Here is a 20,674-nt window from a genome sequence, read left to right as displayed (position 1 = left end):
CTTCCGGTTACGCCAGACCCGCGACCAGCTCGGAGACCGGCTTACGGCGCCCGGTGTAGAACGGGATCTCCTCGCGGACGTGCATCCGCGCCTCGGAGCCGCGCAGATGACGCATCAGATCGACGATGCGGTAGAGCTCGTCGGCCTCGAACGCGAGCACCCACTCGTAGTCGCCGAGCGAGAACGACGGCACGGTGTTGGCGCGCACGTCCGGGAAGCCGCGGGCCATCTTGCCGTGGTCGGCCAGCATCCGGCGGCGGTCCTCGTCGGGGAGGAGGTACCACTCGTAGGAGCGCACGAAGGGGTAGACGCTCACATAGGCGCGCGCCTGCTCGTCGGCCAGGAAGGCCGGGATGTGCGACTTGTTGAACTCGGCGGGGCGGTGCAGCGCCATGTTCGACCACACCGGCTCCAGCACCCGGCCCAGGCGGGTGCGGCGGAAGAGGTTGTACGCCTCCTGGAGGGCGTCCGAGCTCTCCGAGTGCCACCAGATCATCACGTCGGCGTCGGCACGCAGGCCGGACACGTCATAGGTGCCGCGCACCACCACGTCCTTGGCCGCGAGCTGCGCGAACAGTTCCTCGACCTCCTCGGCGTAGCCGCTGCGGTCCTCCGGGAGGACGTCGCGCAGCTTGAACACCGACCAGAGGGTGTAGCGGATGATCTCGTTGAGGTCCTTGGCCTTCTTGCCGGCGTGCGGAACCTTCTCGGGCGCCTCGGGCGCCTGCGGTGCGGAAGCGGGAGTGGAAGCGTCTGTCATGCCGTCCATTCTCACTCGGCGGGGACGGAGTCCGGGCGCAGGGTGCCCAGGATGTCGTCGGCGGCCGTACGGCCCGAGGCGATACAGGCCGGGATACCGACGCCCGTGTAGAGCGCACCGCACACCCGAAGGCCCGGCAGCTGCGCCACGGCGTCACGGATGCGGGTGACCCGCTCCAGGTGGCCGACCGGGTACTGGGGCAGTCCGCCGTCCCAGCGGGTGACCCGCGAGGCGACCGGCGTGGCCGTCAGCCCGACCGCCTCCCGCAGGTCCGCCCGCGAGAAGCCGACCAGTTCGGAGTCCTCGCGCGCCAGATCCTCCTCGTCGCCGTAGCGGCCGATCGAGGTGCGCAGCACGAACAGGTCCGGGTCGAACCGGCCGGTCCAGCCCCACTTGTTGGCGGAGAAGGTGGATGCCTTGATCTTGCGGCCGTCCACGGGCGGTACGAGGAAGCCGCTGCCGGTCAGCCGCTCCTCGATGTCGGCGCGGCGGAAGGCCATGGTCACCAGGGCCATGGAGGCGTATTCGACGGAGTTCAGCTCGGCGGCGGCGGGCCGGCAGACGGGGGCGAGGAGGCGGGCCGTGGCCTGCGCGGGAGTGGCGAGGACGATGGCATCGGCGGTGAGCCCGGCACCGTCGAGGTCGAGCTGCCAGCCGTCCGCGGTCCGCCGCACCCCGGCGACCGGCGTGCCCGTACGGATCTCGCCGCCCTTGGCCCGTACGGCATCGGCCACCGCGCCCGGCAGCGTCCCGATGCCGCCCTCGATGCCCATGAAGACGGGGCCGGTCGCGGCGGCCCCGGTCTGGTGGGCGGTCTCGGCGGACCGGGCCTGGATGCCCCGTACTCCGTCGAGCAGCGAGCGGTTCGTCCGTGCGGCCTCGAACAGCTGGGGCACGGCGGCGCGCATCGAGATCCGGTACGCATCGCCCGCGTACACCCCGCCGAGCAGGGGCTCCACGAGCCGGTCGACGACCTCGCGGCCCAGCCGCCGGGCGACATAGGCGCCGACGGCCACGTCCTCGCCGACGTCGGTACGCGGCAGCTGAGCGTCCTCGTCGATACGGGCGAGCCCCTCCGGGGAGAGCACCCCGGAGGCGGCGAGCGGACCGAGGTCCCCGGGGACGCCCATGACATGGCCTTTGGGCATCGGGCGCAGCGCGCCGCGCGTCCACAGGGACGCGCCGGCCGTAGTGGGCGGCTGCAGCCGGTCGCCGATCCCGACGGCGCGCGCGAGATCCACCGCCTCCGGCCGCCTGGCCAGCATCGATTCGGCACCCAGATCGACCGGTACGCCCTCGATCTCACCCGCGTACAGCTTGCCGCCGAGCCGGTCCGTCGCCTCCAGGACGGTTACCCGGGCGCCGCCTTCAAGCAGACGGTGCGCCGCCGCCAGCCCGGAGATGCCTCCACCGATGACGACCACATGACCGGTGCTGCCGGGCCCGCGGCCCGTACGGGTGTGCGCTGCGCTCATGTCCCCACTCTCTCAGAGCGCACCGACAGGACCGGGACCGGATCATGACCGCAACGCCTCCGCGGCGGGCGGGCAAGGTGACCGGGAGCCCCGTTGACAGCGGGCAGCGGCGGGCAAAGACTCGTGGTCGGCGGGTAGCGATCTTCGTACGGCCCGCCGACAGTCGAGCCGGGACAGCGAGGACAGGGCCTGATGACCGACCCACGCGTACGGGATGTGTACATCGTCGACGCCGTACGGACCCCCGTCGGCAAGTACGGCGGCGCGCTCGCTGCCGTCCGGCCGGACGATCTCGCCGCCCATGTGGTCAAGGCCCTGGTGGACCGCACACCGGACCTCGACCCGGCGCGGATCGACGACGTCTGCTTCGGCGATGCGAACGGCGCGGGCGAGGACAACCGCAATGTGGCGCGGATGGCGGTACTGCTGGCCGGACTGCCGGTGACCGTCCCCGGGGTGACCGTGAACCGGCTGTGCGGGTCCGGTCTGGAGGCGGTCATCCAGGCGGCCCGCGCCGTTGCGCACGGCGATGCGCATATCGCGGTGGCGGGCGGTGTGGAGTCGATGAGCCGTGCGCCCTATGTGCTGCGCAAGCCCGAACGCGCCTTCCCGGCAGGCCATCAGGAGATGTTCTCCTCGACGCTGGGCTGGCGGATGGTCAATCCGCGGATGCGCCCGGAGTGGACGGTCGCGCTGGGCGAGGGCGCCGAGCTGATCGCCGACCAGCACGGCATCACCCGTGAGCAGCAGGACGTCTTCGCGCTGGCCAGCCACCAAAAGGCGGTGCGTGCCTGGCGGGAGGGCGCCTATGACGGGGAGGTCGTGCCGCTGCCGGACGTGGACCTGTTGCGGGACGAGACGATCCGGGAGGCGTCCTCCCTGGAGTCGCTGTCCAAGCTGAAGCCGGTGTTCCGTACGGCCGGCGGCACGGTCACCGCCGGGAACTCCTCGCCGCTCAACGACGGTGCGGCCGCACTGCTGCTGGTGGACGAGGAGGGCTTGCGGGCCACCGGGCGCGAACCGCTGGCCCGGATCCGTGCGAGCGCGGTGACCGGCGTCGAGCCGCAGCTGTTCGGCCTGGGCCCGGTGGAGGCGGTACGGCGTGCGCTGGAGCGGTCCGGTCGCGGCTTCGGCGAGGTGGACACGTTCGAGCTCAACGAGGCGTTCGCGGCCCAGGCGTTGGGCTGCATCGGGCAGTGGCCGGAGCTGGACCCCGCCGTGGTGAATCCGCGCGGCGGCGCCATCGCCATCGGCCACCCGCTGGGTGCCTCCGGTGCCCGTCTCGCGGGCTCGGTGGCTCATCAGCTCGCCGCGCTGGGCTCGGGTACGGGGCTCGCCGCGCTGTGCATCGGCGTGGGGCAGGGGCTCGCGCTGGTCCTGGAGCGCTGAGGCCCCGGAACCGGCCGGGACCGTCCGCGACGAGCGGAGCGCGCCCCGGCGGCCGTGCCGAGCGCGTTCGCCCGGCGGCCGGCTCCTCCGCGTACGCCGGCCGCACGCCGCCGCACACGCACCGGCCGGCCCGTAACGTAGCGCACGAAGCGGGCGAAACCACACGGAGCGGCACGGCGGAGCCCGTACACGACGAAGGGACACACGGCATGACGGCGGAGCAGCTGGTGATCGTCGGGGGCGATGCGGCGGGGATGTCCGCCGCGTCGCAGGCACGCCGGCTGCGGAAGCCGGACGAGCTGGCGATCACCGCGTTCGAGCGCAGCCACTTCACCTCGTACTCCGCCTGCGGCATCCCCTACTGGGTGGGCGGCGAGGTCGACGGTCCGGACGCGCTGATCGCCAGGACCGCCGAGGAGCACCGCGCCCGGGGCATCGATCTGCGGATGCGCTGCGAGGTCACCGAACTCGACCTGGACCGCGGCCGGGTGCGTACCCGGGAGCTGGACAACGGCGGCCGGGAGTCATGGACCGGCTTCGACCAGCTGGTGCTGGCGACCGGCGCGCGTCCGCGCCGACCCGGCCTGCCGGGGATCGACGCGCCCGGTGTGCACGGTGTGCAGACCCTCGACGACGGCCAGGCCCTGCTGGACACCCTCGACGCCTCGCCGGGCCGGCGGGCGGTCGTCGTGGGCGCCGGCTATATCGGTGTGGAGATGGCCGAGGCGCTGATCCGCCGCGGCTACGAGGTCACCGTCCTGGAGCAGAGCGCGCAGCCGATGTCCACCCTCGACCCGGACATGGGCGCGCTCGTCCATGAGGCGATGTGCGCGATGGGCATCGAGACGGTGCGCGGGGCGACCGTCACCGGGGTGCTGACCGGCGCGGACGGGCGCGCCCGCGCGGTCACCACCGAGGACGCCGAGTACCCGGCGGATGTGGTCGTGCTGGGCCTGGGCGTACGCCCCGAGACCACGCTCGCCGCCGCGGCCGGGCTGCCGCTGGGCGAGTCCGGCGGGCTGCTCACCGACCTCGCGATGCGGGTCCGCGGCCATGAGCACATCTGGGCGGGCGGTGACTGCGTCGAGGTTCTGGACCTGGTCTCCGGGCAGTTGCGCCATATCGCGCTGGGTACCCACGCCAACAAGCACGGGCAGGTGATCGGCGCCAATGTGGGCGGCGGCTACGCGACCTTCCCCGGTGTCGTCGGCACGGCCGTCAGCAAGGTATGCGATCTGGAGATCGCCCGGACGGGGCTGCTGGAACGCCAGGCACACGCCGTCGGTCTGCGCTTCGTCACGGTGACCGTCGAGGCCACCAACCGCGCCGGCTACTACCCCGGCGCCCGCCCGATGCACGTCAAGATGCTCGCCGAGCGCCGTACGGGCCGGCTGCTGGGTGTGCAGATCGTCGGCCGCGAGGGGGCCGGCAAGCGGGTGGACATCGCGGCGGTCGCGCTGACGGCCGGAATGACGGTGGACCGGATGACCGCGCTCGACCTCGGCTATGCCCCGCCGTTCTCCCCGGTCTGGGACCCCGTCCTGGTAGCGGCCCGCAAGGCCACCGCCGCCGTACGGGACGCCGGGGCCTGACGCCTCGGGCGCAGGCCCGCCGGCCCCTGTTCCGTCGTCGTCCGCCGCGCTCCGCTCAGCGCGCTGTCCGGGTGTGGACGTAGTCGACTAGGCGGGTCAGTGCGTCCGGGTCGGTGGTGGGCAGGACACCGTGGCCGAGGTTGAAGATGTGGCCTTCGAGGCCGGCGGCCGCATCGAGGACCTCGCGGGCCTTGGTCTCGACGGCCTCGCGGGGCGCGAAGAGCACGGCCGGGTCGATGTTGCCCTGGAGCGCCTTGCCGGGGCCGACACGGCGGGCCGCCTCGTCCATGGGGACGCGCCAGTCGACGCCGACGACGTCCGCGCCCGCCTCGCCCAGCAGGCCGAGGAGTTCGCCGGTGCCGACGCCGAAGTGGATACGCGGGACGCCATGGCCCTCGACCGCCTGGAAGACCTTGGCGGAGGCGGGCATCACGGAGCGGCGGTAGTCGGCCGGCGAGAGCGCACCCACCCAGGAGTCGAAGAGCTGGACGGCGCTCGCCCCGGCCTCGATCTGGACCTTGAGGAAGGCGGCGGTGATGTCGGCGAGCCGGTCCAGCAGGTCGGCCCACAGCTGCGGGTCGCCGTACATGAGGGCCTTGGTGCGCTCGTGGTTACGGGAGGGACCGCCCTCGACGAGGTAGCTGGCGAGCGTGAAGGGCGCGCCGGCGAAGCCGATCAGCGGCGTGCCACCCAGCTCGCGGACGAGCATGCCGATGGCCTCGGTGACGTACGAGACGTCGCCGGGCTCCAGGGCGCGCAGCTGCTCCAGGTCGGCGCGGGTGCGGATCGGGTTCTCGATGACCGGGCCGACGCCGGGCTTGATGTCGAGGTCGATGCCGATGGCCTTGAGGGGGACGACGATGTCGCTGTAGTAGATGGCGGCGTCGACGTTGTGGCGGCGCACGGGCTGCAGCGTGATCTCGGTGACCATCTCGGGCCGCATACAGGAGTCGAGCATCGCGATGCCCTCACGGACCTTGCGGTACTCGGGCAGTGAGCGCCCGGCCTGACGCATGAACCACACCGGGGTGTGCGGCACCGGCTCACGGCGGCATGCCTTGAGGAAAGCCGAGTCGTGTGTACCGGTCTGCTGCTGGCCCGTGGGGCAATCGTTGGCGCTCACGCCCCAAATCTTCGCACGCCGGAGCACCCGTCGAATTGGCCAGGTGGCCGATATCTCCGCATGCGCCCGGGGGCGCCTCCGAATGGGCGACGCGCGCACCGGGTGTCCTCCCCGTATGCGGGCTCGGTTCCGCCTAATCTTCCGGGCATGGCTGCGGCTCACGAACACCTCGCGGACGGCGCGGACGAGGCCCCGATCCCCTTCCGTCAGGCGGTCGAAGCGCTCCGCGCGGCACGACTGCGGCCGGAGATCGAGATCGACCCGACACCCGCTCCGAAACGGCTCGCCCCCTATGCGTACGCGCTGGAGGCGGCGGTCGTCGAGCGCGGATCGGGTCCGGGCGGCGAGGACAAGGATCTGGCGGACGGCCGCCTGGTGGTGCTGCACAACCCGGCCGGGGACGACACCTGGCAGGGCACCTTCCGGGTGGTGACGCTGGCGCGGGCGGAGTTGGAGCCGGAGATGGGCGCCGATCCGCTGTTGCCGGAGGTGTCCTGGTCGTGGCTCACCGGCGCGCTGGATGCGCGCGGGGTGCGCTACGGCGCACCGAGCGGGACGGTGACCCGAGCCGGCTCGCACTACTTCGGGGGGCTCGCGGCGCGCGAGCCCGCCACGCAGATCGAGATCCGGGCGTCCTGGACTCCGGCCGAGGGCCCCGGCGGGGTGCCGGAGCTGGCGGTACATCTGTCGGCGTGGTGCGATCTGCTGTGCCAGGTGGCGGGCCTGCCGCCGGCCACGCCCGACATGACGCCGCGCGGCGGAATCGTCCCGCTGCCGCAGCGCCGCGGCGCACAGCCCCGCTGAGCTGCGCTTTTCCCGTGCGACCCGGCCGCGGTGATCACGTTTGCGCAGAGCCGGTCCCGAATTTCACAGGCACCCGGCCGACGTCGTGATCACTGCGCCGCCCCTTCCTGCAAGGAGTACGGGTGCCCTTTCGTACGGCTTTGATCATCTCGGTGCGCATCGGATGCTCACCTCTGATCGATCACGCATCCGATTTGCCCGAATTGCCCCTAACTAAATCGTGATCAAAGTCTAAAGTCCTGCTGGATTGCTGCCGAAGAGGTCAGTGACCCTTCAAACACGGATTATTCCGGCTCCCCCAAGTCGGGTTCCGTCCCCGCCACTCCCCCCAGGAGGCCCGGTGTCTGTTCTCCTCGAGCAACCTTCGAGCCTGGTCGCCTACCGCCCGAACAAGCCGACGGCCATGGTCGTCGTGGCCGACCCTCGCGTCCGCTCCACCGTGACCCGCCACCTGTGGGCCCTCGGAGTGCGTGACGTGATCGAGGCGTCGTCCATCGCGGAGGCCCGTCCCCGCGTCGGCAACCCGCGCGACATCTGCGTTGCCGACGTCCACCTTCCCGACGGCTCCGGCCTCACGCTCCTGTCCGAGACCCGGGCAGCCGGCTGGCCAAACGGCCTCGCACTGTCCGCGGCCGACGACATCGGCGCCGTACGCAACGCCCTGGCCGGCGGCGTCAAGGGCTATGTCGTCACCGGCACCCGTACCAACCTGGGCCTTCCCGGCCGTCCGGGCACCTCGCCCATCGGCGCCAACGCGGCCCGTATGCAGCGCCGTCCTCCGGGCGCCCCCGGCCACCCCGGCGGCTACCGCGAACTGTCCGGCCGCGAGGTCGAGGTGTTGCGGCTGGTGGCGGAGGGCCAGTCCAACAAGGCCATCGGCGTCTCGATGGGACTGTCGGCACTGACCGTGAAGAGCCATCTGGCCCGTATCGCCCGCAAGCTCGGCACCGGCGACCGGGCCGGAATGGTGGCGGTCGCCCTGCGCACCGGCATCATTCACTGACCGTCCATCCGACCGGCTCGCCCGTCGAGGGAACGTTCCCTCGACGGGCGACGTGCATACACAGATACCCTTGACTGGTGACCGACGCCCAAAAGACCGCAGCAGACACGACACTGCGAGCAACCGGAGACTCGCCTCCGGATTCCCGACCGGCGCCGGTCCCTCTCCTGGAGCCCCGCGAGGGCATCCCCCCGGTGACCGCCACGGACGAGGCGCTCGCCGAGGTCGTGGCCGCCTTCGCGGCCGGCACGGGCCCGGTGGCCGTCGACGCCGAGCGGGCGTCGGGCTACCGCTACGGCCAGCGCGCCTACCTCGTACAGCTGCGCCGCGAAGGCGCCGGCAGCGTGCTGATCGACCCGGTCGGCTGCCCCGACCTGGCGGCGCTGGGGGAGGCGATCGGCGACGCCGAGTGGGTACTGCACGCCGCCACCCAGGACCTGCCGTGCCTGCGTGACATAGGGATGCTCCCCACCCGGCTGTTCGACACCGAGCTGGCAGGACGGCTGGCCGGCTTCGCCCGGGTCGGCCTGGGCGCCATGGTCGAGAACGTCCTCGGCTTCGCCCTGGAGAAGGGACACTCCGCCGTCGACTGGTCCACCCGCCCGCTGCCCGAGCCCTGGCTGCGCTATGCCGCGCTCGACGTCGAGCTGCTGGTGGATCTGCGCGATGCGCTGGAGGAGGAGCTGGAGCAGCAGGGGAAGCTGGAGTGGGCCCGGCAGGAGTTCGCGGCGATCGCCGCCGCTCCCCCGCCGCCGCCCCGCAAGGACCCCTGGCGCCGTACCTCCGGCATGCACAAGGTCCGCCGGCGCCGTCAGATGGCGGTCGTACGGGAGCTGTGGACGGCCCGTGACCAGGTGGCCCAGCGGCGCGATGTGTCGCCCGGCAAGGTGCTGGGTGACGCCGCGATCGTGGAGGCGGCGCTGAATCTGCCGCAGAACAGCCACGCACTGGCCGCGCTGCCCGGCTTCGGCCACCGCATGGGCCGTCGGCAGCTGGAGCAGTGGCAGGCCGCCGTCGACCGCGCCCGCGCGCTGGCCGAGAGCGAGCTGCCGCAGCCCGGCCAGCCGCTCAACGGCCCGCCGCCGCCCCGCGCTTGGGCCGACAAGGACCCGGACGCCGCGGCCCGGCTGTCGGCCGCCCGCGCGGCGGTCACCGCGCTCGCCGAGAACCTGAATCTCCCGCAGGAGAACTTGATCACCCCGGACACGGTGCGCCGGCTGTGCTGGGAGCCGCCGGCCGAGCCGACCCTGGAATCGGTCGCCCAGGTGCTGACGGGTCACGGCGCCCGCCCCTGGCAGATCGAGCAGGTCGCGCCGATCCTCACCGAGGCGCTGCGGACCGACGCCGGCTGACACCGGCGGCGCGGGTTCCGTACGCCGCGCCGCCCGCCCCGTCCCCTCCGCGCACCCGTGTCGCGGCAAGCGACCGCCGTGGCGGCGGGATGCGTTTCCCGCCGCCACGGCGCGGCACGAACAGGGCACGGAGCGGTGCCCTGCCCGGGGGTGGACGGCCGGTACGGCCCGTAAGTCGGGCCCCGGGGCGCGCCTTGTGGATCAGCCCTGACTGACGTGCATCCAAAGGATCTTGCGGTTGGTCGCGTCGATCTCGTACAGCGTCTGTTGCCAGTTGTCGGTGGTCACGACGCCTACGGTCCAGGCCACCGTGTCGCCCGCGTGGTCGGCGTTGCCCAGTCCGATGGTGGTGACGGTGCCCTTCGTCTTGTCGGTGGCCGTCTGTGCGGCCTGCTGGGCCGTGACCTTGGCCTTGGACAGCCGGGCGGCCAGCTCCTGTTTGTCGTTGGGGTCGTCGGACTCGGTGTGCGGCTGCTCCGCCTTTCCGGAGACCGCGTCGACGCGGACGGCATGCACCGTCCCGTCGGACGTGGCGACCGCGGTGTTCCAGTAGGGGCTGTCGGGCGAGCCCTTGAGCTCCGCGGCGATCGCCTCGGAGGAGGGGACGGCCGCGACCGCCGCCTTCAGCGCCTGCTCATAGCCCACCTTGGCCTTGGGGATCAGGGCCTTTCGCTGGGCCTGGTCCGCGCTGAGCGAGCTGCTCGGGGAGGCGGGGGCGGAGGCGGGCACCGCCCGCGGGGGGCTCTTCTTCTGGGCGCCGGCCGTGTCGCTGTTCCCGCAGCCCGACAACAGCGCACCCGCTGCGGCGACGGCGCAGACCAGACCGATCGCGCGCGGCCCCGCCGGACGCCCGTACCGGGTCACGACACCACTCCTATTCATATCCATATGGGCACTTTAAGTGTGTGATGGGATGAATTGCGCCAAGACCCGACGGCATTCGGTCGTTTTCGATCCGCTGTTTCCGTCGCTTGCCGGGTAGTCGCCCGGCGAGCGACCCCTCCGCCCGGTGTGACGTTCACCGCTCCGGGCGGTGGGGGTGTGCAGCTTGGTTACCCGTAAGTAGCATGTCGGTGTGAAGCGTCCCCCGGGGCGCCCCGCAGCAGTGCCATCCCGCACATGGAGGAGAGCCAACGTGCCTCGTACCGCTAGGGACGTCGTCTTCGTCGACGGCGTCCGCACCCCGTTCGGCAAGGCGGGCCCGAAGGGCATCTACCACGAGACCCGCGCCGACGATCTCGTCGTGAAGGCCATCCGGGAGCTGCTGCGCCGCAACCCGGCCCTGGACCCCGCGAAGATCGACGAGGTCGCCATCGCCGCCACCACCCAGATCGGTGACCAGGGTCTGACCCTCGGCCGGACCGCCGGCATCCTCGCCGGCCTCCCGCAGTCCGTGCCGGGTTACTCCATCGACCGCATGTGCGCCGGTGCGCTGACCGCCGTGACCGCCACCGCCGGCTCCATCGCCTTCGGTGCGTACGACGCCGTCATCGCCGGCGGTGTCGAGCACATGGGGCGCCACCCCATGGGCGAGGCCGTCGACCCCAACCCGCGTTTCGTGAGCGAGAAGCTCGTCGACGAGTCCGCCCTGTTCATGGGCATGACCGCGGAGAACCTGCACGACCGCTACCCGCACATCACCAAGCAGCGCGCCGACGAGTACGCCGTGCGCTCGCAGGAGAAGGCGGCGAAGGCGTACGCGAACGGCAAGATCCAGCAGGATCTGGTGCCGATCTCGGTGCGCAACACCAACGCGGAGGTCGGCGAGACCGGCTGGGGCCTGGTGACCGCCGACGAGCCGATGCGCCCGGGGACGACCCTGGAGAGCCTCGCCGGCCTGAAGACGCCGTTCCGTACGCACGGCCGCGTCACCGCCGGCAACGCCGCGGGGCTCAACGACGGCGCCACCGCCTCGCTCATCGCCTCCGAGGACTTCGCCCGGGAGCACGACCTCCCGGTCAAGATGCGCCTGGTCTCCTACGCCTTCGCGGGCGTCGAGCCCGAGGTCATGGGTTACGGCCCGATCCCGGCCACCGAGAAGGCCCTTGCCAAGGCGGGCCTCGGCATCGGTGACATCGACCTGTTCGAGGTCAACGAGGCGTTCGCCGTGCAGGTGCTCGCCTTCCTCGACCACTACGGCATCGCCGACGACGACGCGCGCGTCAACCAGTACGGCGGCGCCATCGCCTTCGGCCACCCGCTGGCCTCCTCCGGCGTCCGGCTGATGACCCAGCTGGCCCGGCAGTTCGAGGAGCAGCCGCAGGTCCGCTACGGCCTGACCACCATGTGCGTCGGCTTCGGCATGGGCGCGACGGTCATCTGGGAGAACCCGCACTTCGAGTCCGACGGAGGCAGCAAGTGAGCACCACCACCACCGCCGAGCTTCTGAAGGGTGCGGCCGAGCTGTTCCCGGACGAGGTCGTCACCCAGGCGCACGTCCGCCACCTCGATCTGCCGTACGGCGCGGGCAAGTTCGCGCTGATCACGCTGGACAACGGCTTCGACCACACCAAGCCGACCACCTTCGGTCCCGGCTCGCTCGCGAATCTCAGCGCCGCGATCGACCAGGTCGAGAAGGAGGCCGCGGACGGCGGCATCGTCGGCGTCGGCATCACCGGCAAGCCGTTCATCTTCGCCGTCGGCGCCGACCTCAAGGGCGTCGAGCTGCTCAAGCAGCACGAGGACGCGCTGGCCATCGGCAAGGGCGGCCACGAGGTCTTCAAGCGGCTCTCGGAGCTCGCCGTACCGACCTTCGCGTACTACAACGGTGCCGCGATGGGCGGTGGCGTCGAGGTCGGTCTGCACTGCTCCTACCGCACCGTCTCCAAGGCGCTCCCGGCCTTCTCGCTGCCCGAGGTCTTCCTCGGTCTCGTCCCGGGCTGGGGCGGCTGTGCGCTGCTGCCGAACCTCATCGGCGCGGACAAGGCCGTCTCGGTCATCATCGAGAACTCGCTCAACCAGAACAAGCAGCTCAAGGGCAAGCAGGTCTTCGACCTCGGCATCGCGGACGCGATCTTCGAGGGCGCGGACTTCCTGGAGCAGTCGCTGATCTGGACCGCGAACGTCCTCAAGGGCGACGTGACCGTCGAGCGCGCCGAGATCGACCGCGGTGAGGCCTGGGACCAGGCCGTCGCCAAGGGCAAGTTCATCGCCGACGGCAAGGTGCACGGCGCCGCCCCGGCCGCCTACCGGGCGCTGGAGATCATCGCCGCGGCCAAGAGCGGCGACCTGCAGGCCGGTTTCGACGCCGAGGACCAGGCGCTCGCCGACCTGATCATGGGCAGCGAACTCCGCGCCGGCATCTACTCGTTCAACCTGGTGCAGAAGCGTGCCAAGCGGCCCGCCGGTGCGCCGGACAAGAACCTGGCGCGTCCGGTCAGCAAGGTCGGCGTCGTCGGCGCCGGTCTGATGGCCTCGCAGCTGGCTCTGCTGTTCCTGCGCCGTCTGGAGGTGCCGGTCGTGCTGACCGACATCGACCAGGAGCGCGTCGACAAGGGTGTGGGCTACGTCCAGGCCGAGATCGACAAGCTGCTCGGCAAGGGCCGGATCAACCAGGACAAGGCCAACCGCCTCAAGGCCCTGGTCTCCGGTGTCCTCGACAAGGCCGAGGGCTTCTCCGACGCCGACTTCATCATCGAGGCCGTCTTCGAGGAGATCGGCGTCAAGCAGCAGGTGTTCGCGGAGGTGGAGGCCGTCGCTCCGGCGCACGCGATCCTCGCCACCAACACCTCCTCGCTGTCCGTCTCCGAGATGGCGTCGAAGCTCAAGCACCCCGAGCGGGTCGTCGGCTTCCACTTCTTCAACCCGGTCGCGATCCTGCCGCTGCTGGAGATCGTCCGCGGCGAGAAGACCGACGACGCCTCGCTGGCCACGGCCTTCGGTGTCGCCAAGAAGCTGAAGAAGACCGCGGTGCTGGTGAAGGACGCCCCGGCGTTCGTCGTCAACCGCATCCTGACCCGCTTCATGGGCGAGATCCAGAACGTCATCGACGAGGGCACCCCGGTCGAGACCGCCGAGAAGGCCATCGAGCCGCTCGGGCTGCCGATGTCGCCGCTGGTGCTGCTGGAGCTGGTCGGCCCGGCGATCGGTCTGCATGTCTCCGAGACCCTCAACGGCGCCTTCCCGGACCGCTTCAAGGTCTCCCCGAACCTCAAGGCCGTCGTCGAGGCCGGCAAGCGCGGCTTCTACGTCTACGACTCCGGCAAGCCGGAGCTGGACCCCGAGGTCGCCGCGCTCCTCAAGCAGGGCGACTCGGTGCTGACGGAGGAGCAGGTCCGCGACCGCGTCCTGGACGCGGTGGCGCAGGAGATCGGCCTGATGCTGGACGAGGGTGTGGTCGCCGAGGCGCAGGACATCGACCTGTGCCTGATCACCGGCGCCGGCTGGCCCTTCCACCTGGGCGGCATCACGCCGTACCTGGACCGTGCGGGTGTCTCCGAGCGCGTGACCGGCAAGAAGTTCCTGGCTCCGGGCATCGCGAGCGTGCCCGCGTAAGGGGTGCACCACTGATATGGAAGGCGCGGGCCGGCTCGGCGGAGCCGGCCCGCGCCTTCGTGTGCCGGGAGCTGTCCCGTCCGTGGGACAGTGGCGGCATGGACTCCATGGTCATTGTCGATGCCGCCAATGTCGTCGGCTCGGTGCCCGACGGCTGGTGGCGGGACCGGCACGGCGCGGCGGAGCGGTTGCGCGACGCCCTGTCCGAGTACACCGACAAGGGGCTGCCGGGGCTGGTCGAGCCGCCCGTGGAGCTGGTCCTGGTGGTAGAGGGCGCGGCGCGCGGGGTCGAGCCCGTCGAGGGCGTACGGGTGGTGCCGGCGAGCGGCAGCGGCGACGACCGGATCGTGCAGCTGGTGGCGGAGGAGTGCGGCGACCGGGACTGCCTGGTGGTCACCGCGGACCGCGAGCTGCGCGAACGGGTCCAGGCGCTGGGGGCCCGGGTGACGGGGCCGCGGGCGGTGCGGGGCCGGGGACGCGGCGAGGCATAGCCGGGTCCTCGGCGGCAAGGACAAGCCCCGTACACCGCGGCGAGGCGGCATACGAGGCTGTCGGCCCGGACCGGGGCGGACGTGCGGCCGGGCGTCAGCCCTTGCCGGACTGCCGGTTGCGGATGCCGAGGCGGCTGTGCGACCGCCCGTACAGGAAGTAGACGCCGAACCCGACGACCATCCAGATCGCGAACCGGACCCAGGTCTCCGCGGGCAGATTGAGCATCAGCCACAGCGAGGCGAGCACCGACAGCACCGGCACCACCGGCACCCACGGGGTACGGAAGGAGCGGTGCAGATCGGGCCGGGAGCGGCGGAGCAGAACGACGCCGATGGCGACCACGACGAACGCGAACAGGGTGCCGATGTTGACCAGTTCGGCGAGTTCGTCGATCGAGGTGAAGCCGGAGACGACGGCGACGACGACGCCCAGCAGGATGGTGGCCCGGTAGGGGGTACCGAAGCGGGGGTGGGCCAGGGAGAAGACCCGCGGCAGCAGCCCGTCCCGGCTCATCGCGAAGAACACCCGGCTCTGGCCGAGCAGCAGGATCATGCTGACCGAGGTCAGGCCCACGGCGGCGCCGAAGCTGATCACGTCGGCGAAGAAGGGGTGTCCGAGGTCCTTGAAGGCATCGGCGAGCGGGGCGTCGGTGGAGAGCTTGCTGTACTTCTCCATGCCGGTGACGACGACCGACACGGCCACGTAGAGGACCGTGCAGATGGCCAGCGAGCCGAGGATGCCGCGGGGCACGTCGCGCTGCGGGTTGCGGGTCTCCTCGGCGGCGGTGGCCACGATGTCGAAGCCGATGAAGGCGAAGAAGACCACGGCCGCCGCGGCGAAGATCCCCATCACCCCGAAGTTGGTCGGGGCGAATCCGAACAGCAGCTGCGCCAGCGGCTCGCCCAGTCCGACGCCGGTCTCGCTGGGCTTGCTGGGCGGGATGAACGGCGTGTAGTTGGCGCCGCTGATGAGGAAGGCTCCGGCGATGATGACCAGCAGGACGACGGTGACCTTGATCCCGACGACCACCACCGTCACCCGCGAGGACAGCTTCATTCCGAGCACCAGGATGCCGGTCAGCACCAGCACGAGAATCGTGGCGAGCAGATCGAAGCCGAAGTGCCCCTCATGGGTGCCGGAGAGCCCCGGGGGCAGATGCAGTCCGACGCTGTCCAGCAGGGAGCGCACATAGCCGGACCAGCCGACGGCGACCACCGCACAGCCCAGGGCGAGTTCCAGGATCAGGTCCCAGCCGATGATCCAGGCCGGCAGCTCGCCGAGTGAGGCGTAGGAGAAGGTGTAGGCCGAGCCGGCGACCGGCACGGTGGAGGCGAACTCCGCGTAACACAGCGCCGCCAGCGCACAGACCACGCCCGCGACGACAAAAGACAGTGCCACGGCAGGCCCGGCCTGCTCCTTGGCGATTTTTCCGGTCAGGACGAAAATGCCGGTGCCGATGACGACACCGACACCGAAGACGGTCAGATCGAGCGCCGACAGGGACTTTTTGAGCGTGTGCTCCGGCTCCTCGGTGTCCAGGATCGACTGCTCTACAGTCTTCGTCCGGAACATGCCGCGATTGCGGCGCGAATCGTGTGGTGTGCCGTGCTGTGTGCTCATGGGCGAACCTCCGCCTGGACGACCCTCGCAACTCTCCTGAACTGACCGAGTCTCCGCAATGACGGGAAGCAGTCAGCTTCGGCGGGCCCCCGGACGGCCGGGATTCACCCGATGGAGTGTTACTGCGCCCATGCCGATGGGCCGGGCGGAACATCCGTACGGATGACCGGCCGGCCCATCGCTGGCGGCTGCGGAATCAGTCGCGGGCGGCCTCGGCCCGCTCGGCCATGCCGTTGGCCCCCGCGGACCCGGCGTCGTCGATGGCGGTCTCCCCGGTCGCAGGCAGCTGAGACTGGGGGAGGCCGTCAATCTTGGAGACCAGACCGGTCACCTGGCGGGCGATGTCCGGCGCGGTGAGCCCGATCTCCGCCATGACCTCCTTGCGGGAGGCGTGGTCGAGGAACCGCTCGGGGATGCCGAAGTCGCGCAGCGGGACGTCCACACCGGCGTCCCGCATGGCCTGGGCAACGGCCGAACCGACGCCGCCGGAGCGGACGTTGTCCTCGACGGTGACCACGACCCGGTGCCGGGCGGCGAGACCCGGCAGCGCCTCGTCGACCGGCTTGACCCAGCGCGGGTCGACGACGGTGGTGGAGATGCCCTGCTTGTCGAGGAGGTCGGCGATCTCCAGGCACATCGGGGCGAGCGCGCCCACGGAGACCAGCAGGACATCCGGGCGCTTGACCGCCTCGGCGGGCTTGCGCAGCACGTCCATGCCGCCCACCCGGCCGATGGCCTCGACGGCCGGGCCGACCGCGCCCTTGGAGTAACGCACCACGGTGGGCGCGTCATCGACCTCGACGGCCTCGCGCAGCTGGGCGCGCACCTGGTCGGCGTCGCGCGGCGCGGCGATCCGCAGACCGGGGACGACCTGCAGGATCGACATGTCCCACATGCCGTTGTGCGAGGCGCCGTCGGTGCCGGTGACACCGGCCCGGTCCAGCACGAAGGTGACGCCGCACTTGTGCAGCGCCACATCCATCAGCACCTGGTCGAAGGCCCGGTTGAGGAAGGTGGCGTAGACCGCGAAGACCGGGTGCAGGCCACCGGTGGCCATGCCCGCCGCGGAGACCGCGGCGTGCTGCTCGGCGATGCCGACGTCGTAGACGCGGTCGGGGAAGGCCTTGGCGAACTTCTCCAGTCCGACGGGCTGGAGCATGGCCGCCGTGATGGCGACGATGTCCCCCCGCTCCTTGCCGAGCTCGACCATCTCGTCGCCGAAGACGGACGTCCAGTCCTTGCCGCCCGAAGAGATGGGCAGGCCGGTGTCGGGGTGGATCTTGCCGACGGCGTGGAAGCGGTCCGCCTCGTCCTGGAGGGCGGGCTGGTAGCCGCGGCCCTTCTCGGTGAGGCAGTGGACGATGACCGGACCGCCGAAGCGCTTGGCGCGCGTCAGGGCCGATTCCAGCGCCTCGATGTCATGACCGTCGATCGGGCCTACGTACTTGAGCCCCAGGTCCTCGAACATGCCCTGCGGGGCGATGAAGTCCTTCAGGCCCTTCTTGGCGCCGTGCAGGGTCTCGTAGAGCGGCCTGCCGACGACCGGCGTCCGCTCCAGCAGGTCCTTGCCGCGGGCCAGGAAACGCTCGTAGCCGTCCGTGGTGCGCAGCGTCGCCAGGTGATTGGCGAGGCCGCCGATGGTCGGCGCGTAGGAGCGCTCGTTGTCGTTGACGACGATGACGAGCGGGCGGTCCTTGGCGGCGGCGATGTTGTTGAGCGCCTCCCAGGCCATGCCACCGGTCAGCGCGCCGTCACCGATGACCGCGGCGACCCGGTTGTCCGATCCGCGTACCTCGTTGGCCTTGGCGATGCCCTCGGCCCAGCCCAGGACCGTGGAGGCGTGGCTGTTCTCGATGACGTCGTGCTCGGACTCGGCGCGGGAGGGGTAGCCGGACAGGCCGCCCTTCGCCTTGAGCTTGGTGAAGTCCTGACGGCCGGTGAGCAGCTTGTGGACGTAGGACTGGTGCCCGGTGTCGAAGAGGACCTTGTCCTTCGGGGAGTGGAAGACACGGTGCAGGGCGATGGTCAGCTCGACCACGCCGAGGTTCGGCCCGAGGTGGCCACCGGTCTTGGACACCGCGTCGACAAGGAAGGTACGGATCTCCCCCGCCAGCTGCTCGAGCTGCTCCGGGCCCAGTCGGTCCAGATCGCGCGGTCCCCTGATACGGGAAAGCAACGCCACCCCTGCCTCCTTGCTGCTTGCTGCCGTGGATCGAGCTTGCCGATCAGATGAGTCTAATGTCGCGTCCGCCGGGCCGACGCCCGGGCCTTGCGATGTATGTCACTCGGGTGAAACGGACTTCGGCGCGCCGCATGGGGTGCGGCGCCGCACGCGGAACGGCCCCCACCGGATCATGCCCGGTGGGGGCCGGTGCCGCCGTGCGACAGGCGCGGTCAGGTGCGTCCGGCTGTCTTCTGCGTCCGACGGGAGACCGAGTCGATCACCACGGCGGCGAGCAGCACCGCGCCGGTGATCATGTACTGGATCTCACTCGCCATGCCCAGCAGGTTCAGGCCCTGCTGGATCGACTGGATGACCAGCATGCCCAGCAGCGCGGACCAGATCTTGCCACGGCCGCCGAAGAGGCTGGTGCCGCCGATGACGGCCGCCGCGATGACGTTCATCAGGGTGTTGCCGGAGCCCAGGTTCTTGGTGGCACCACCGGAGAGGCTGGCGATGAACAGTCCGCCGAAGGCCGCGAGCATGCCGGAGATGGCGAAGACGCTGATCCGGATCTTGTTCACATTGATGCCGGCCCGGCGCGCCGCCTCGGCGTTGCCGCCGACCGCGAAGATCTGCCGTCCGTAGGGGGTGCGGCGCACCACGAAGTCGGCGATGACCAGGACCGCGAGGAACAGCACCAGGGCCAGCGGCAGACCGCGGGCGCCGGCCGGCTCGTTCAGGACATAGGCGACGACGAAGGCGATCACCGCGACCACGCCCGTGCGCAGCAGGATCTCGCTGAGCGGCCGGGAGGGCAGCGCGGCGGCCTTGCGGCGCTTGCTGTCCAGCAGCAGCGATCCGGCGTAGGCGAGGACCGCGATCAGCGCGAGACCGTAGGCCGCGCCCTTGTCCTCGAAGTAGTAACCGGTGAGGTTCTCCACCACGCTGCCGCTCGGCGTGTTGATGGAGCCTTCCTTGCCCATCATCCAGATCTGCAGCCCGCTCCAGCCGAGGAAACCGGCCAGGGTGACGACGAAGGCCGGCACGCCGATCTTGGCGAAAAAGAACCCGTGCAGGGCGCCGATGACCACACCGGCCACGACGGCGATCAGGACGGCGAGCCAGTCGTTGACACCGTGGGTGACGCTCAGCACGGCCCATACGGCCGCGCCGACGCCCGCCACCGAGCCGACGGACAGATCGATCTCGCCGAGCAGCAGCACGAAGACGATGCCGACGGCCATGATGCCGAGGCCGGAGGTGTAGACACCGATGTTCGCGAGGCTGTCGGCGGACAGGAAGCTGCTGTTCTTGAGCTGGAAGACGACCGCAATGACGACCAGGCCGATGACGACCGGCAGTGAGCCCAGCTCACCACCGCGCACCCGGCGCTTGAAGTCGTTGAGGTAGCCGGCGAAGCCCTGCTCGCGGACGAGCAGGCGGGGGTCGATGGCGGCCGGCTGGGGGGTGTCGACGGCCGGGGCGGCCGCGGTCGCCTCGTCCTCACCCGCGGCAGGCTGCTTGGTGAGATCACTCATGCGCCGACCTCCTTCTTCACCTGGTCCGTACGCGCCTTACGGCGGGTCACGGCGTTGTCCGAGGCGCCGGTGATGGCGGCGATGATCTCTTCGTGGGAGGTGCCCTCGACATCGAAGACCCCGTTGTTGCGCCCCAGCCGAAGCACCGCGACCCGGTCCGCGACGGCCTGCACATCGGCCATGTTGTGGCTGATGAGGATGACGCCGAGCTCGCGCTCGCGCAGCCGCTCGACGAGGTCGAGGACCTGGGCGGTCTGCTCGACACCGAGGGCGGCGGTGGGCTCGTCGAGGATGACGACCTTCGGGTCGCCGATCAGCGCGCGGGCGATCGCGACGACCTGCCGCTGACCGCCGGAGAGCGCGGCGACGGGGATGCGGACGCTCGGGATGCGGATGGACAGGGTGTCCAGCAGCTCCTTGGCGCGCTTCTCCATCGCGATCTCGTCGAGGACACCTACGGTGCGGATCTCGTTGCCGAGGTAGAGGTTGGCGACCACATCGAGGTTGTCGCAGAGCGCGAGGTCCTGGTAGACGGTGGCGACGCCGAGTTCCTGGGCGTCGTGCGGCTTGTTGATGCGTACCGCCTTGCCCTCCCATTCGATGGCGCCGTCGTCGACCGGGTGGACGCCCGAGATGGTCTTGACGAGGGTGGACTTGCCGGCGCCGTTGTCGCCGACAAGGGCGACCACCTCACCGGGGTGGATCTCCAGGGTGACGTCCGTGAGTGCTTGGACGGCGCCGAACCGCTTGGAGACTCCGCGCAACGCCAGCACAGGCGTAGCGGACACGTGAATCATCTCCTTCGCCGCCGTCACAACGGCGGGGATGGTGGTGCGTGGAGCGGGGGGGCTTGCGAGGAACGGTCCGG

General features: G+C 70.9%; 16 protein-coding genes. 8 read left to right on the top strand and 8 right to left on the bottom strand.

Annotated features, from left to right (window positions below):
- Positions 1-7 precede the first annotated feature (7 nt).
- Together hemQ and hemG are read right to left on the bottom strand one after the other, a co-directional pair.
- A complete protein-coding gene (hemQ, locus tag ACGFWI_RS00700) occupies positions 8-760 on the bottom strand; it encodes a hydrogen peroxide-dependent heme synthase (RefSeq protein WP_393903703.1) in 753 nt (250 codons plus the stop codon).
- A gap of 11 nt (positions 761-771) precedes the next feature.
- Positions 772-2,235, bottom strand: a complete 1,464-nt coding sequence (gene hemG / locus ACGFWI_RS00695) for a protoporphyrinogen oxidase (protein ID WP_393903702.1) — start codon at positions 2,233-2,235, stop codon at positions 772-774.
- Between the two features lie 192 nt (positions 2,236-2,427).
- On the opposite strand from hemG, the gene ACGFWI_RS00690 reads away from it, so the two are divergent.
- Both ACGFWI_RS00690 and ACGFWI_RS00685 read left to right on the top strand, forming a co-directional pair.
- A complete protein-coding gene (locus ACGFWI_RS00690; RefSeq protein ID WP_393903701.1) occupies positions 2,428-3,624 on the top strand; it encodes a thiolase family protein in 1,197 nt (398 codons plus the stop codon).
- 209 nt (positions 3,625-3,833) lie between these two features.
- Complete coding sequence (locus ACGFWI_RS00685) at positions 3,834-5,216, top strand: FAD-dependent oxidoreductase (protein WP_393903700.1); 1,383 nt, start codon at positions 3,834-3,836, stop codon at positions 5,214-5,216.
- A 55-nt stretch (positions 5,217-5,271) separates the two neighbouring features.
- Here ACGFWI_RS00685 and hemE read toward each other — a convergent pair whose 3' ends face one another.
- Positions 5,272-6,339: a uroporphyrinogen decarboxylase gene (gene hemE / locus ACGFWI_RS00680; protein WP_393903699.1), complete on the bottom strand. Its 1,068-nt coding sequence runs from the start codon at positions 6,337-6,339 to the stop codon at positions 5,272-5,274.
- 147 nt (positions 6,340-6,486) lie between these two features.
- Here hemE and ACGFWI_RS00675 point away from each other — a divergent pair, with 147 nt between their 5' ends.
- From ACGFWI_RS00675 to ACGFWI_RS00665, 3 genes are all read left to right on the top strand, one after another.
- Complete coding sequence (locus ACGFWI_RS00675; protein ID WP_393903698.1) at positions 6,487-7,143, top strand: DUF3000 domain-containing protein; 657 nt, start codon at positions 6,487-6,489, stop codon at positions 7,141-7,143.
- Positions 7,144-7,483: 340 nt separating this feature from the next.
- Entirely contained in the window at positions 7,484-8,146 is a 663-nt protein-coding gene (locus ACGFWI_RS00670; RefSeq protein ID WP_018536954.1) for a response regulator transcription factor, read from the top strand.
- Positions 8,147-8,223: 77 nt separating this feature from the next.
- On the top strand, positions 8,224-9,498 hold the full coding sequence (locus ACGFWI_RS00665) for an HRDC domain-containing protein (RefSeq protein ID WP_393903697.1): 1,275 nt from the start codon (positions 8,224-8,226) through the stop codon (positions 9,496-9,498).
- Positions 9,499-9,699: 201 nt separating this feature from the next.
- Here the strand turns inward: ACGFWI_RS00665 and ACGFWI_RS00660 are convergent, their stop codons facing one another.
- On the bottom strand, positions 9,700-10,362 hold the full coding sequence (locus ACGFWI_RS00660) for a PepSY domain-containing protein (RefSeq protein ID WP_393903696.1): 663 nt from the start codon (positions 10,360-10,362) through the stop codon (positions 9,700-9,702).
- A 271-nt stretch (positions 10,363-10,633) separates the two neighbouring features.
- On the opposite strand from ACGFWI_RS00660, the gene ACGFWI_RS00655 reads away from it, so the two are divergent.
- The 3 genes from ACGFWI_RS00655 (at position 10,634) to ACGFWI_RS00645 (ending at position 14,483) form a co-directional block, all read left to right on the top strand.
- Positions 10,634-11,860, top strand: a complete 1,227-nt coding sequence (locus tag ACGFWI_RS00655; RefSeq protein WP_393903695.1) for a thiolase family protein — start codon at positions 10,634-10,636, stop codon at positions 11,858-11,860.
- The gene (locus ACGFWI_RS00650) at positions 11,857-13,992 is read left to right on the top strand and encodes a 3-hydroxyacyl-CoA dehydrogenase NAD-binding domain-containing protein (protein WP_393903694.1); all 2,136 of its coding nucleotides are present in this window, start codon (positions 11,857-11,859) and stop codon (positions 13,990-13,992) included. The genes ACGFWI_RS00655 and ACGFWI_RS00650 overlap by 4 nt, the downstream gene beginning before the upstream one ends.
- A gap of 98 nt (positions 13,993-14,090) precedes the next feature.
- Positions 14,091-14,483, top strand: a complete 393-nt coding sequence (locus ACGFWI_RS00645; RefSeq protein ID WP_393903693.1) for an NTP pyrophosphohydrolase — start codon at positions 14,091-14,093, stop codon at positions 14,481-14,483.
- Between the two features lie 94 nt (positions 14,484-14,577).
- On the opposite strand, the gene ACGFWI_RS00640 is transcribed toward ACGFWI_RS00645, so the two are convergent.
- The 4 genes from ACGFWI_RS00640 to ACGFWI_RS00625 form a co-directional block, all read right to left on the bottom strand.
- The gene (locus ACGFWI_RS00640; protein ID WP_393903692.1) at positions 14,578-16,104 is read right to left on the bottom strand and encodes an amino acid permease; all 1,527 of its coding nucleotides are present in this window, start codon (positions 16,102-16,104) and stop codon (positions 14,578-14,580) included.
- Between the two features lie 196 nt (positions 16,105-16,300).
- Positions 16,301-18,286, bottom strand: coding sequence for a 1-deoxy-D-xylulose-5-phosphate synthase (gene dxs / locus ACGFWI_RS00635; protein ID WP_393903691.1), 1,986 nt, complete (start codon positions 18,284-18,286; stop codon positions 16,301-16,303).
- 212 nt (positions 18,287-18,498) lie between these two features.
- Positions 18,499-19,806 carry a sugar ABC transporter permease gene (locus tag ACGFWI_RS00630; protein ID WP_393903690.1) on the bottom strand — a complete coding sequence of 436 codons (1,308 nt, stop codon included), beginning with the start codon at positions 19,804-19,806 and terminating at the stop codon, positions 18,499-18,501.
- Positions 19,803-20,603, bottom strand: coding sequence for an ATP-binding cassette domain-containing protein (locus ACGFWI_RS00625; RefSeq protein ID WP_393903689.1), 801 nt, complete (start codon positions 20,601-20,603; stop codon positions 19,803-19,805). The genes ACGFWI_RS00630 and ACGFWI_RS00625 overlap by 4 nt, the downstream gene beginning before the upstream one ends.
- Between the last annotated feature and the right edge of the window lie 71 nt (positions 20,604-20,674).

This window comes from Streptomyces sp. NPDC048434, assembly GCF_043200375.1.
Classification (GTDB): domain Bacteria; phylum Actinomycetota; class Actinomycetes; order Streptomycetales; family Streptomycetaceae; genus Streptomyces.
The sequence above is the reverse complement of the archived record's forward strand: the minus strand, read 5'-3'. Positions and strand labels throughout refer to the sequence as shown.